11 protein-coding genes and 1 pseudogene are annotated in these 12,290 nt (G+C 50.9%); 8 read left to right on the plus strand and 4 right to left on the minus strand.

Annotation, left to right across the window (positions count from 1 at the left end; genetic code table 11):
* The first annotated feature begins 36 nt into the window (after nucleotides 1-36).
* Together ACA108_10875 and ACA108_10880 are read left to right on the plus strand one after the other, a co-directional pair.
* On the plus strand, nucleotides 37-486 hold the full coding sequence (locus tag ACA108_10875) for a DUF2231 domain-containing protein (protein ID XEX97960.1): 450 nt from the start codon (nucleotides 37-39) through the stop codon (nucleotides 484-486).
* On the plus strand, nucleotides 476-1,777 hold the full coding sequence (locus ACA108_10880; protein ID XEX97961.1) for a sorbosone dehydrogenase family protein: 1,302 nt from the start codon (nucleotides 476-478) through the stop codon (nucleotides 1,775-1,777). Before ACA108_10875 ends, ACA108_10880 begins: the two co-directional genes overlap by 11 nt.
* A gap of 166 nt (nucleotides 1,778-1,943) precedes the next feature.
* On the opposite strand, the gene ACA108_10885 is transcribed toward ACA108_10880, so the two are convergent.
* The 3 genes from ACA108_10885 to ACA108_10895 all read right to left on the minus strand — a co-directional run bounded on the left by ACA108_10885 (nucleotide 1,944) and on the right by ACA108_10895 (nucleotide 6,042).
* Nucleotides 1,944-3,254, minus strand: coding sequence for a glycoside hydrolase family 10 protein (locus ACA108_10885; protein ID XEX98077.1), 1,311 nt, complete (start codon nucleotides 3,252-3,254; stop codon nucleotides 1,944-1,946).
* A 498-nt stretch (nucleotides 3,255-3,752) separates the two neighbouring features.
* On the minus strand, nucleotides 3,753-4,862 hold the full coding sequence (locus tag ACA108_10890) for an AI-2E family transporter (protein ID XEX97962.1): 1,110 nt from the start codon (nucleotides 4,860-4,862) through the stop codon (nucleotides 3,753-3,755).
* Nucleotides 4,863-5,040: 178 nt separating this feature from the next.
* Nucleotides 5,041-6,042, minus strand: coding sequence for an alpha/beta fold hydrolase (locus ACA108_10895; protein ID XEX97963.1), 1,002 nt, complete (start codon nucleotides 6,040-6,042; stop codon nucleotides 5,041-5,043).
* Between the two features lie 329 nt (nucleotides 6,043-6,371).
* Between ACA108_10895 and ACA108_10900 the strand changes: the two are divergent.
* A pseudogene (locus ACA108_10900) lies at nucleotides 6,372-6,640 on the plus strand (ISNCY family transposase).
* Between the two features lie 95 nt (nucleotides 6,641-6,735).
* Here ACA108_10900 and ACA108_10905 read toward each other — a convergent pair.
* Nucleotides 6,736-8,595, minus strand: coding sequence for a DUF3300 domain-containing protein (locus ACA108_10905; protein ID XEX97964.1), 1,860 nt, complete (start codon nucleotides 8,593-8,595; stop codon nucleotides 6,736-6,738).
* A gap of 440 nt (nucleotides 8,596-9,035) precedes the next feature.
* Between ACA108_10905 and ACA108_10910 the strand changes: the two genes are divergently transcribed.
* The 5 genes from ACA108_10910 (at nucleotide 9,036) to arsC (ending at nucleotide 12,226) form a co-directional block, all read left to right on the plus strand.
* Entirely contained in the window at nucleotides 9,036-9,401 is a 366-nt protein-coding gene (locus ACA108_10910; GenBank protein XEX97965.1) for a hypothetical protein, read from the plus strand.
* 59 nt (nucleotides 9,402-9,460) lie between these two features.
* Complete coding sequence (locus ACA108_10915; protein XEX97966.1) at nucleotides 9,461-9,787, plus strand: DUF6694 family lipoprotein; 327 nt, start codon at nucleotides 9,461-9,463, stop codon at nucleotides 9,785-9,787.
* A gap of 369 nt (nucleotides 9,788-10,156) precedes the next feature.
* Nucleotides 10,157-10,477, plus strand: coding sequence for a metalloregulator ArsR/SmtB family transcription factor (locus ACA108_10920; GenBank protein ID XEX97967.1), 321 nt, complete (start codon nucleotides 10,157-10,159; stop codon nucleotides 10,475-10,477).
* A 45-nt stretch (nucleotides 10,478-10,522) separates the two neighbouring features.
* The gene (locus tag ACA108_10925; GenBank protein XEX97968.1) at nucleotides 10,523-11,812 is read left to right on the plus strand and encodes an arsenic transporter; all 1,290 of its coding nucleotides are present in this window, start codon (nucleotides 10,523-10,525) and stop codon (nucleotides 11,810-11,812) included.
* 12 nt (nucleotides 11,813-11,824) lie between these two features.
* Nucleotides 11,825-12,226: a glutaredoxin-dependent arsenate reductase gene (arsC, locus tag ACA108_10930; protein ID XEX97969.1), complete on the plus strand. Its 402-nt coding sequence runs from the start codon at nucleotides 11,825-11,827 to the stop codon at nucleotides 12,224-12,226.
* The last annotated feature ends 64 nt before the right edge of the window (nucleotides 12,227-12,290 follow it).

Raw genomic sequence — 12,290 nt, forward strand, 5'->3', positions numbered from 1 at the left:
CTTTACAGCACATCCACTGTAAGGCAGGAGAAGGACATGCAGACGTACCCCCGCTACACGCGCCCGGCAGTTGCCGTGGCGCTCTATGAACTCTTAAATCCGGTACCACTCGGTTTCTTTGTCGCGGCCTGGATCTTCGACGTCATCTACATGAAAACTTTTATGCAAACGTGGACCGACGCGGCTAACTGGCTGATTGTTTTTGGCCTGCTGATTGCCGTTATTCCGCGTCTGATTAGCGTGGTCTGGCTGTGGGGTGGAAAACGTTACCCTGTCACGACAGCATTCAAAACGCATTTCTGGCTGAACCTGCTGGCGATTGTATTCGCCATTTTTAACGCCTTCATTCACAGCCGTGACGCGTTCGGCGTAGTGCCTGTGGGCGCGATCCTTTCAACGCTGGTCGTGGTATTGCTGCTGCTGGCAAACGTTCAGCTTGCGCTGCGCGGGCGCAGCATTCAGGGAGAAATTGGCCATGAAATATAATCCAATAATGTTCGCCATCGCCCTGACAGCAGCGCTGAGCGGCTGCGATGACAGCTCGCAAATCGACCCGCAAAAGCAGATCGGAGCAAACCCTGAGCTGCCCAAAGCGCAGAACTTTCTGTTGCCGCCGATGAAGGTGCCTGAAGGCGTGGCCTGGAAAGAGGGTGAAACGCCAAAAGTAGGACCGGGGCTGAAGATTGAAAAGATCGCGGGGGATTTAAAGCATCCTCGCCAGGTGTACGTTCTGCCGAACAATGACATCCTGGTTGCGGAGGCAAACGCTCCTGAGAAGAAGGCCGCAGCGCGCCCGAAAGAAATCATCATGAGCCTGGTGCAAAAATCTTCCGGTAAAGGTGGCGACGGCGGCAATCGCATCACGCTGCTGCGTAACGTCAGCGGGAAGTGGGAGAAGCATATTTTTATCGAACACCTAAATTCACCGTTTGGTATGCAGCTTATCGGCAACATGCTGTGGGTGGCGAACGCCGATAGCCTGGTGAAATACCCATACCAGCAGGGGCAGACGGAGATCCGTGCACCGGGAGAAGTGGTAACGGAACTGCCGGGCGGTCCGATTAACCACCACTGGACAAAATCCCTGCTTGCCAGCCCTGACGGCAGCAAGCTGTACGTTGGCGTTGGCTCCAACAGCAACATCACCGAAAATGGCGTTGGCGCAGAGTATCGCCGCGCAGCAATCCTTGAAGTTGATGCAGCAAGCGGGGCCAGCAGGATCTTTGCGAGCGGCCTGCGTAACCCAACGGGCCTGCAGTGGGAGCCGAAAAGCGGTAAATTATGGGCTATTGTCAACGAGCGGGACGAAATTGGCTCCGATCTGGTGCCAGACTATCTTACGTCAGTGGTGGATAAGGGGTTTTACGGCTGGCCGTACAGCTACTACGGTCAGCACGTTGATGAGCGGGTGCAACCGCCTCGCCCGGATCTGGTCGAGAAAGCCCTCAAGCCGGATTACGCGCTCAGTTCACATGTTGCACCGCTGGGCCTGCTGTTCTATACCGGAGACACTATGCCGCAGTATCGCGACGGCGCGTTCGTCAGCGAGCACGGCAGCTGGAACCGTAAGCCGCTGAACGGTTATCAGGTGACCTGGGTTAAGTTCGAGAACGGCAAACCCGTTGGTTTACCTCAGCCTTTCGTGACCGGCTTCTTAACCGACGACCAGAAGCAGGTGCGGGGCCTGCCGGTTGGTCTGGCGATGGATAAACAGGGCGGGGTGCTGATTGCCGATGACGCCGGGAACACCGTCTGGCGGGTAAGCGCAGCGCAGTAGGTTTTTACCGGCCTGCGCGGAATATTCCCCCAGGCCGGAATTATGCGCTGAAAATATCGCGCCGCTACGTTAAATCTGACGGCCAGTGGGGCCGGAAAATAATCAAAATTCACGTAGCGGCGTCATATTAAGATAACTTCATCACATTCAATGAGTTAATTGCATATTAACTTCCCCAGCGGCTGCGAAGATAGTTTACGGCATCCTGCGTCTGGGGCTGGTTGAGGTAATTTTCTCTGAACAAAATAGTTCCGCTGATTTGCGGCGTAGAGGCATTCAAATCGAGCTGCTTTTTCAGCTCCGGCACGCCGCCGCCAACCGTCCAGTCCGGCTCCATCTTTGAAGGCTCGCCCACTTTATAGAGCGCAACGCCGATATACAGGCGCGTATGCGTGGGTTTCACTACGTCTGCCCACCATTTCGCCAGTACGTCATAACGGGCCGCTTTGCGGGAGAAAGGCCAGTAAACCTGGGGAGCAATATAGTCCAGCAGCCCTTGTTGCACCCACTGACGGGTATCGGCATAGGCTTCATCATAGGCTGCGGCACCGCGGGTGTCTGAACCCGCTGAATCCTGAGAAAGGTTTCGCCACACGCCGGCAGGGCTGACGCCGAATTCGACGCCGGGTTTGAGCTGCTTGATTGTGCGGGAGACCTGTTCAATCAGCTGCTGTGTGTTATGCCGACGCCAGTCTGCTTTGGAATGGTAACCTTTGCCATATTTGATGAACGTCTGGCTGTCGTTAAGTGCGGAGCCTGCCGATTCTGCGTAGAAGTAATCATCAAACTGCACGCCATCAACGGGATAATTGGTTACCACCTCGGCAACGATATTGGTTATCCAGTCTCGCGCTTCAGGAATCCCTGGGTCGAGCACGAACCGATCGCTCGCGGTGCGGATCCAGTCACGGTGTAGAACAAAAACGCTCGCCGGATCTAACGACAGCGTGCGGTTAAGTTCGCTAACGGTGGAAGGTTTGGTATTGGTAGAGACGCGGTATGGATTAAACCAAGCGTGGACCTTCATGCCGCGCTTGTGCGCTTCGTCGAGCATAAACTTCAGCGGATCGTAGCCCGGATCCTCGCCGATTTTACCCGTCATCATGTCCGACCATGGCAAAATCTTTGACGCCCAGAGGGCGGTGCCATCAGGCTTCACCTGGAAGAATACGGTATTGATGCCAAGGCTTTTCAGATTATCAAGCTTTACCCGCAGCGCCTGCTGCTGCTGGCTGATGCGCAGGGCGGGGCTGCTGTTCACCGAGGCTACCGGCGGCCAGTCCAGGCGCGAAACCGTAGTCAGCCACACGCCGCGCATTTCCTGACTTTGCTGAGGTTTGGCTGGCAACGAGGGCTTACCCGTAACTGGCGTGACGAGAGATTTCGGCGGCTCCGAAGAACAGCTGGCAAGTAACAGAGCACCGGCAACAAGCGCGCCGAGTTTTGATACGGATTGAAAGCTGAGTGAATCGCTGATGGTGTGCTCCAGAGTGTGGTCATCGCGTGGAAAGTCACAGCATTTTCTTACGCCCCAGATATATGTCAACGGCTTAGAGGGGGAAAGTTATACTCCGAAGCCTTATCAGAGGCATTTTAGGAATTAAGACTCGTCTGACAGGCCATGCACCTGCAAAAACTAAACATTGCTGGCAGTGTAAACGCTAAAAGCCCTTCACGCTTGTTTATGAAGGGCGGGTTATGCGCATTATGAATTTAATGACGGCGCCCGGATATTTCTTCCGGAAAGTAAGTGGCATGCGCTTGCTGGATGCGGATTCCGGAAACACCTAGTTCAGCTGTGGCATGGATACACCGGGGTATACGCATTTATCAGCGGATGATGGCAATGGAGAATAGAGTCAGACAGCAAACTTAGCAGCGGTTAAGGGACTCTTTTGGCCACCACCATCAAGGGATAACTTTTTTTGCAGCCATTGTCAGAAGCCCCGACGCATCGGGACTTCTGATGAGGCGTTTATCGCGATGCGTTTTCGAGAGCCGTTTTTTTAAGGCCTTCGTCCACCCATGCCATAAAGATGAGATAACCAATAGACAGCAGCGTTGCGCCGATAAACATGCCAAGAATGCCGTCTGCCGCCATACCGCCGAGCGCACCGAGCAGCACCACGGGCATTGGCGCATCGACGCCGCGGCCAAGCATCATCGGCTTAAGCACGTTATCAACCATGCCTGCCACCACTAAAAGAAGGGTGTAAACGACGTTCATGGCGGTGCCGTGGTCACCTGTCATCCACATAATCGCTATTGCGGGTAAGGTAACCAGTAGCAGCGGAACCTGTGCGATCCCCAAAATCAGGGCCACAATGAAGAAAATCCCTACCGCCGGGATCCCCGCCAGAGCCATAATAATACCCACCAACAATGACTGAAGCAGTGCGACTCCGATCACCCCCTGGGCCACTGCACGAATCGTCCCCGTGCAGAGTGTAACCAGAGCGACACCTTTTTTTTCATCGGTGATGCGCATGGCGATACGTGTGGCACTGTTAACACCCGCTGGCCCAACCGCCATCATAATTCCTGCGGCAATAAACGAAGCAACAAAACCTAATAAGCCGCCGCCCATACTCGCCAGAACGACCAGCACCAGTTTGGCGGCTTTCGCTACCTGAGCGTGGTAAGTACTGATTAAGCCCGGTAAATCCATTGAGGCTTTTAACCATAAGGCATAAAGCTTGTCACCAATCACTGGAATGGCACCGATATTGGCTTTAGGTGGTGGAATAACCAGGTGAGCCTGGTTTACCTGCTCGACCAACGCGGTGGCACTTTCTCCAAGGGATGTGACCATGATAATGGTCGGGATGACGATTATCAGCAGCCCCAGCAAAACCAGAACAGTTGAGGCCCAGCCTTGTTTTCCACCCAGTCGGGCGGCGATATACTGGTGAAGAGGGTAGAGCGTGACAGCCAGTATTAGCCCCCACAGCATCATATTAAGGAAGGGGGAAAAAACGGTAAAACAGAAAGTAGCCAACGCCAGAATAAGTCCGAATTTAATGAACATATCCATAAAACGGGTGACAAGTCTTCTTTCAACGGTAATCAAATCGCTAGATTCCATCAAGTGTGCTCCAGGTGAACTATATTTGTTGTGTACGATTAACAATAACAGGCCATTATATAAAAAGGAGGGCACACGAGATCCGTAAAATTATTTAAAATAAAAGTTTGGCGGCGAATTGAGATAACCCGAATGGAGAGTGTTGTTATCGGGTTATGGCGGCTATATTACTGATTTTTCACTCGAGTCCTTTCAACAGCGCGTTATGAAAACGTGAAGGATCCTGCATTTGCGGAGCGTGTCCCAGATCGTCAAATTCGACTAGCGTGGCATTAGGAATGCGTTTCGCTGTTTCTTTGCCAAGAACCGCGTAGTTGCCTAATTTCTTCTGGTCTTCCGCCGATGCGGTATCCTTGCCGATGGCGGTGTTGTCTTTGGTACCGATCATTAGCAGCACCGGCATTTTCAGCTCGCCAAATTCATAGATAACCGGCTGGGAATAGATCATGTCGTAGAGGAGGGCAGAGTTCCAGGCCACTATTTCTTTGCCCGGGCCGTAATTCAGGCCAGCCAGCATGGTCACCCAACGTTCGTATTCTGGTTTCCATTGCCCGACATAATAGGTGTTCTTTTCATATTTTCGGATGCCCTCGGCGCTGGTGCGAAGTTCGCGCTGATACCATTGGTCCACTGACTGATAGGGCACGCCACGGGTCTTCCAGTCTTCGAGTCCGATGGGATTGACCATTACTAACTTCTCAACCTGCTGCGGATACATCAGGGCGTAGCGGGTGGCTAACATCCCTCCGGTGGAATGCCCAATCAGCGTAATCTGTTCAATTCCAAGCTTTTTAAGTAACGCATGGGTGTTATTAGCAAGCTGTTGAAAACTGTATTGATAATGCTGGGGTTTGCTCGATTTACAAAAGCCAATTTGATCGGGCGCGATGACACGGTATCCAGTATTGGTCAGCGCCCGGATGGTGGATTCCCAGGTGCCTGCACAAAAATTTTTACCGTGCATCAGTACGACGGTACGTCCGTTTGATTTTTCGGGGCGGACGTCCAGATAAGCCATTTCCAGCGTCTGTTGTTGAGAGGTAAAGGCAAAATTCTTTGTTGGCCAGCCGTAGTCAAAACCTTCGAGCCTGGCACCATAAGAGGGCGAATCTGCCGCAAAGCCAGGCGGTGCGGAGAGCATTAATAAAAGTCCGAGACGGGATAATCGATGCAATGACATGTAAGTTTCTCCATAAGCAGCAAAATGGACCGCCGGTTGGCGCAAGTCTAAAATGTAGAACATGTGGTGCGCACGTAACGTAAAGGGAGGTAAAGTCGCGGGGAAGGGTTGGATTTATGAAGTAAAGGACCCCCAAAAGCTATTTAACATAATATACATTATGCGCACTGACGTTGTAGTAGCAAAGTTGTAACGTCCGCTTAGGGAATGCTACCCCGATTTTGGACCGACGTTTGCACAGGAAAAGCTCGAGGAAGTTCATGGTCTGATCCTTGGCAAGGAAACCATCAGCCGCCTCATGATAAAAGCCGGACTCTGGATCCCCCGCAGATTGTGAGTACAGCCGCCGGGCCATCGGTAAGCGTATCGATGTCTGGCATTATCCTGACGGGCGTAAGGGACTGCGCCTGAACGGTGTGCTGCTCCCCTATTCCACCTATGACCGGTTGTCGGAAGTTGATCCCGTCGCGATTGTAGATAATAAAAGGCTGGGCCATGTGCTGGACGTTGCCCGGCAGGTCAAGAGAAAACGCGACAATAACCGGTCACAGTCGTTACCATCTTCTGGTGTGAGCCTTCCCGCAGACGAATACCGCAGCTGCCGTCGTACCTCCATCTAAAGCACGAGCCTGACGGTGTTAAACCTTCGGGCTTCATCCGGCATAGGGCATCACTGTCGCAATGCCGCTATTTTTACTGCCGTAACTTCTCCTGTGCCGCGACTGCGGCGGCTTCTGCCCGCTGTTTTTCTGCTTCTTGCCTTTGCTTCTCAGCCAGTGCCTGTGCGGCCGCTTCTTTCTGCTCTTGCTCAGCTTGTTGGCGCGCCTCCTCAGCCTGTTGTTTCTTCTCAGCCAGCGCCTGTGCGGCCGCTTCTTTCTGCTCTTGCTCAGCTTGTTGGAGCGCCTCCTCAGCCTGTTGTTTCTTCTCAGCCAGCGCCTGTGCGGCCGCTTCTTTCTGCTCTTGCTCAGCTTGTTGGAGCGCCTCCTCAGCCTGCTGTTTCTTCTCAGCCAGCGCCTGTGCGGCTGCTTCTTTCTGCTCGTGTTCTGCTTGTTGGCGAACCTCCTCAGCCTGTTGTTTCTTCTCAGCCAGCGCCTGTGCGGCTGCTTCTTTCTGCTCGTGTTCTGCTTGTTGGCGAACTTCCTCAGCCTGTTGTTTCTTCTCAACCAGTGCTGGCACGGCTACTTCTCTCTGCTGCTGCTCTGCCTGCGTTTGCTTAGCAGGATGTGGCTGAGGCTCATCCTCCTTGTTTCGTTTGTCGGCAAGTTGCTGCGCCGTTTTTGCTAATTTGCTCTTCTGCGGCAGCTCATTTTCATCGGAGGGTGAAGACTGGCCTGAATGTTCATGTGTCTGCTGCAAATGCTGCACGAGCGTCTGGTGCAGGTGAGTCGTGCCGGATGCTCCTGCTTCTGAAGAACGTTGTAATTTTTCGCCAATGCTCTGACGGGAAACATCATTCTGTTCGCGGACAATACTTTTATTTTCAGCAGCCAGAGCGGGCAACAGAACTTTCCCTGCTGGCTGGGCGGGAGATTTGTGCTGCCATTTAACAGTATTGCCATCCTCGGCAGCGGCTTTTTTACCGTTGATGACATTCACTTTACCGGTATTAATCCTGATAAAATCATGATCCTTTCTGTCAGGATCATCGTTATGGCGATCGTGGTCATGATCATGGTGCGGCCAGTCGATATAACTGTACAGCGCATAGGCCGTGACCACCCCAACCCCGAAAGCAAGGATAAGACGCCGGCGGTGGTGAGGGTGCCCCCCCGTATCATCACCCTGATCATCGGCGTTATTGTCATCGATAATGTAGGTATTATCGTTATCTATGGTGATATCGGTGTCATAGTCACCATCGCTGCTGGAGTAGTCGCTCGAGGGTGACGTTATGAAACTTACCGGAGGATAAGCATTCGCTTCCCAGTCAGTGAATATTTCCTGGGAGTCATATTTAGGAAGATAAACCATGTGAGGATCGGCGGATTCAATCATGACTAATGGTGTCTCACCCGCTGAGGTAAATGACGACGGAGACTGGAACGTGATTTTTTGTTGTGGTGTGGATTTGAGTACGCCCTCTTTCTGCGCCATTAAGCGTAATCGCTGCACCGAGGCGAGCAGTTCATCTGGCTGATTCAGAAAGGCTATTCCAAGATTTTGCATCCAGCCAGGGTTACGGCCCACCGACACCAGCAGGTCCGGAAAAGCTACCAACGATTTCACGCTGGTATCCCAGGTTTGTTTCGTCACTTTCCTGAGCGCGGCATCACCGGCAAAACCGGGGTTATCATGAGACCATTGCACAGCCTGCATAACCTGCGCAGGCCAGGTTGAGGCCATTAATATTTGTGACAACAACGCATCAGGATAAAGAGCGACAGGGGCTGTCAGCTGATCCAGTTCTTGTGCACTAAATGTGTCCTGGAGGGTGGATTGTTGAGAAACTGACGACGTCTGTCCCCTGAGTTTTATCCAAGCATGAGCGCCAAGGCCTGCGATGCCAATCGAGATTAATGACACCAGGAGTTTTTTCTTTAAAAGTGAATTCATACTTTCACTCTTCGGCTAATGTCAGTTATCTTGTAATTTTTCTTCGCAATAAATAACGCCATAAATAATCACCCTTTCTTTGAAATAAAAAATGCAATTTAAACTGGTAGAACAATATCATGACAAATGTAAGTGCGTCACCTTAATAAGGGTTATGTTGTAAGGAGTGGCAACATAAACCCCATGTGAAGTTATTTTAAAAAAACGATATTCACCCGACAATACCATTTCATGGTTATTACAGCCTGTACGGCCACACCATTAATTGATGATGGAATAAGTGATTTTGTACATAATAAAATTTATTACATTTTATACACATTACCTCCTTAATCAGGCTGTAGTATTCAATTCGTTATGAATAAACGACTGCTGTGCTCTGCAAGAGGCTGCTGACAGCGAGGTTTATCTACACTCTTTACTGTTTTTAGAGGTTTGTAATGCGTAATCTGTTCATCATCGCTCTGAGTGTCGTCCCTGCTTTAGCCTTTGCTAAGCTCATCAATCCTATGGAATTTGATAATTCCGATGTTCAGAAGGAAGAAGTGATTCAGTACATCAAAGAAAGAGTCAAACATGACTACTGTGATGGCCCGGCGCAAATGTGCCAGGAGTCAATACTCAGAATGATGGAAAAAAGTAATTTGGATGCGTTTAAGGAAGCAACGAAAGCGACCAACAAAAAGATTATGGATCAGGTCATCCACGATTATTGTTATTCATCCAGCAACATGTGTAACTACACTACCATTAACATGATGTACAATAAAAACCTTGAAGATTCCAATAAATCCCTTGAGTGGTAATGTATAACATATCATCACAACCGTTATTAATTAACGTTTTTATTTTTGATGGAGTCACAATGAAAAAAATTATTAGCATCACCTTACTGGCTTTTCTGCTGACCGGATGTGGCGAGCCTAAAATTGATGCTACAAGTGAGGAGTCGCTTAAAGCCTCAGCCGAAAAAATCTGCAATACGCTTACTCCTCAAAAATGCACCGAATTTGGTAATGCCATGAAAATTGTGATGATGAGTCAGTTTAATGCCAAAGAACTGATCCAATCGGGCGGTAAGAATTATGATTCTGAGCTGGAGAAAAAATGGCAGAAGACATTAAACGATAAAACCGCAGACCAGGTTATTAAAGAAGCTACCGAGATCAAAACAACTCACCACATGAAATAAGCTACAGTGTCCGACCTCCGAAATTCTGTAGATACTGTTATGGCGCACAAGAATTTTCGGTATATCGAACGGGTGTCCTGATTTCAGGACACCCTACTCCAGCTCGCGCATCATCGCCCCGATTATCAGCTTCGTGTTTTTCTCCAGCCTTTTCCTGTGTAGGAGCGCTCTCGAACTGAGCCTTAAAGGACAGGAATTCGCAGTATGGTTTCAGGGCCGTCCAGAAGTTGCTGGCATGGTCGCATCAAAGCACCCCGGTTCTATTGCTGGTAAGTGCGTCATAAAAAACTCTCCATCTTATAAGCTGTGCTTTAAAATCTATCACATGTGAAATATCATATGTATTGTTGATTTTTATCGAGGTTAAGCATGCTACAGCCTGTTCAGCTTTTTAAACTGCTCGCAGACGAAACCCGTTCGACTATCGTGATGCTCCTCAGGGAGTCCGGCGAGATGTGCGTCTGCGACATCTGTGCGGCAGCCGCAGAGTCTCAGCCAAAAATATCACGACATATGGCGCTGTTACGTGAAGCAGAACTGGTCATCGACCGGCGTGAAGGAAAATGGGTACATTACCGCCTGTCGCCACACATGCCTGCATGGGCTGCGGGTATTATTGATACAGCCTGGAATTGTGAACGAGAAAACATACGCAACAAGCTCAGTAGCGCGGCATCGGCCCCCTGCTGATGGCGATGTATATATTCGAATAAACAAATGTGAATGGAGTTTCTGATGTTACTGGCTGGTGCTATCTTTTTATTCACGCTCGTCCTGGTTATCTGGCAACCCAGAGGGCTGGGGATTGGCTGGAGTGCCGCATTGGGCGCAATTCTGGCATTGCTGACTGGCGTCGTTCACCTGGGGGATATTCCGGTGGTCTGGCAAATAGTGTGGAATGCGACCGCCACCTTTATTGCCGTGATCATCATCAGTCTTCTGCTCGATGAATCCGGCTTCTTTGAATGGGCCGCGCTGCACGTTGCCCGTTGGGGAAATGGCCGGGGTCGGCTGCTCTTCACCTGGATCGTCCTGCTTGGCGCGACGGTCGCTGCACTGTTCGCCAACGACGGTGCCGCACTGATCCTGACGCCTATCGTTATTGCGATGCTGCTGGCGCTGGGGTTCAGCCGGGGGGCAACCTTAGCGTTTATCATGGCCGCAGGGTTTATCGCGGACACGGCAAGCCTGCCGCTTATTGTCTCGAATCTGGTAAACATCGTCTCTGCGGATTTCTTTAAGCTGGGTTTCTCTGAATACGCAGCCGTGATGGTACCGGTAAACCTGGCGGCCATAGCGACTACGTTGGTGATGTTGCATCTGTTCTTCCGCAAAGACATTCCAGCCGTTTACGACATTTCCCTGTTGAAAGAACCTAAAGATGCGATTCGTGATGTCGGGACTTTTAAAGCCGGCTGGCTGGCTCTGGTTTTGCTGCTGGTAGGATTCTTCGGACTGGATCCGCTGGGCGTTCCTGTCAGTCTGGTCGCTGCTGTTGGTGCCCTGCTCCTGTTTACTGTTGCGAAGAAAGGCCATGTCATAAACACAGCCAAAGTGTTACGTGGTGCGCCCTGGCAAATCGTTATCTTCTCGCTGGGAATGTACCTGGTTGTCTACGGCTTACGAAATACCGGGCTGACCCATTATCTTTCATCCGTGTTGAATCACCTGGCAGAGCAAGGATTATGGACGGCAACCCTGGGTACAGGCTTCCTGACGGCCTGCCTCTCCTCCGTGATGAACAATATGCCAACGGTGTTAATCGGTGCGCTGTCGATTGATGGCAGCACCGCAACCGGTGTTATCAAAGAAGCGATGATTTATGCCAATGTCATAGGCAGCGATCTCGGGCCAAAGATCACCCCTATCGGGAGTCTGGCAACATTGCTTTGGCTGCATGTTCTTTCGCAGAAAAACATCACAATTACCTGGGGATATTACTTCCGGGTGGGCATTGTCATGACAATCCCGGTGCTGCTTGTCACGCTGGCAGCACTGGCGCTGCGTCTGTCTTTCAATTTGTAATGAGATATTGATATGAGCAATATAACTATTTATCACAACCCGGCCTGCGGCACGTCACGCAATACCCTTGAAATGATCCGTAACAGCGGGACTGAACCCACGATTATTCTTTATCTGGAAACACCGCCAACCCGCGAGGAACTTGTAAAGCTGATTGCAGATATGGGGATCACGGTTCGAGCGCTGTTGCGCAAGAATGTCGAACCTTTTGAAGCGTTAGGGCTGGCGGAAGACCGCTTTACTGACGAGCAGTTAATCGATTTTATGTTGCAGCACCCTATTCTGATTAACCGGCCAATTGTCGTTACCCCGCTGGGCACTCGTTTATGCAGGCCATCGGAGGTGGTGCTGGATATTTTGACTAAAGCGGTGGGCACTGGAAATGGCTCAACTGGTTCAGGCCGAACAGGATAAAAGACACCAGGCATCGCTCCAGGGATCATCCGCTTCACGCAACGCGTGGTGGAGTGCTTTTAAA

The sequence above is a fragment of the Dryocola sp. LX212 genome (assembly GCA_041504365.1).
Lineage (GTDB): Bacteria > Pseudomonadota > Gammaproteobacteria > Enterobacterales > Enterobacteriaceae > Dryocola.

Bases quoted from the DNA above. Each gene is read 5' to 3' on its own strand.
- ACA108_10875 (XEX97960.1), top strand. From the start codon at position 37: ATGCAGACGTACCCCCGCTACACGCGCCCGGCAGTTGCCGTGGCGCTC.
- ACA108_10880 (XEX97961.1), top strand. From the start codon at position 476: ATGAAATATAATCCAATAATGTTCGCCATCGCCCTGACAGCAGCGCTG.
- ACA108_10890 (XEX97962.1), bottom strand. From the start codon at position 4,862: ATGGAATCTAGCGATTTGATTACCGTTGAAAGAAGACTTGTCACCCGT.
- ACA108_10895 (XEX97963.1), bottom strand. From the start codon at position 6,042: ATGTCATTGCATCGATTATCCCGTCTCGGACTTTTATTAATGCTCTCC.
- ACA108_10905 (XEX97964.1), bottom strand. From the start codon at position 8,595: ATGAATTCACTTTTAAAGAAAAAACTCCTGGTGTCATTAATCTCGATT.
- ACA108_10910 (XEX97965.1), top strand. From the start codon at position 9,036: ATGCGTAATCTGTTCATCATCGCTCTGAGTGTCGTCCCTGCTTTAGCC.
- ACA108_10915 (XEX97966.1), top strand. From the start codon at position 9,461: ATGAAAAAAATTATTAGCATCACCTTACTGGCTTTTCTGCTGACCGGA.
- ACA108_10920 (XEX97967.1), top strand. From the start codon at position 10,157: ATGCTACAGCCTGTTCAGCTTTTTAAACTGCTCGCAGACGAAACCCGT.
- ACA108_10925 (XEX97968.1), top strand. From the start codon at position 10,523: ATGTTACTGGCTGGTGCTATCTTTTTATTCACGCTCGTCCTGGTTATC.
- arsC (XEX97969.1), top strand. From the start codon at position 11,825: ATGAGCAATATAACTATTTATCACAACCCGGCCTGCGGCACGTCACGC.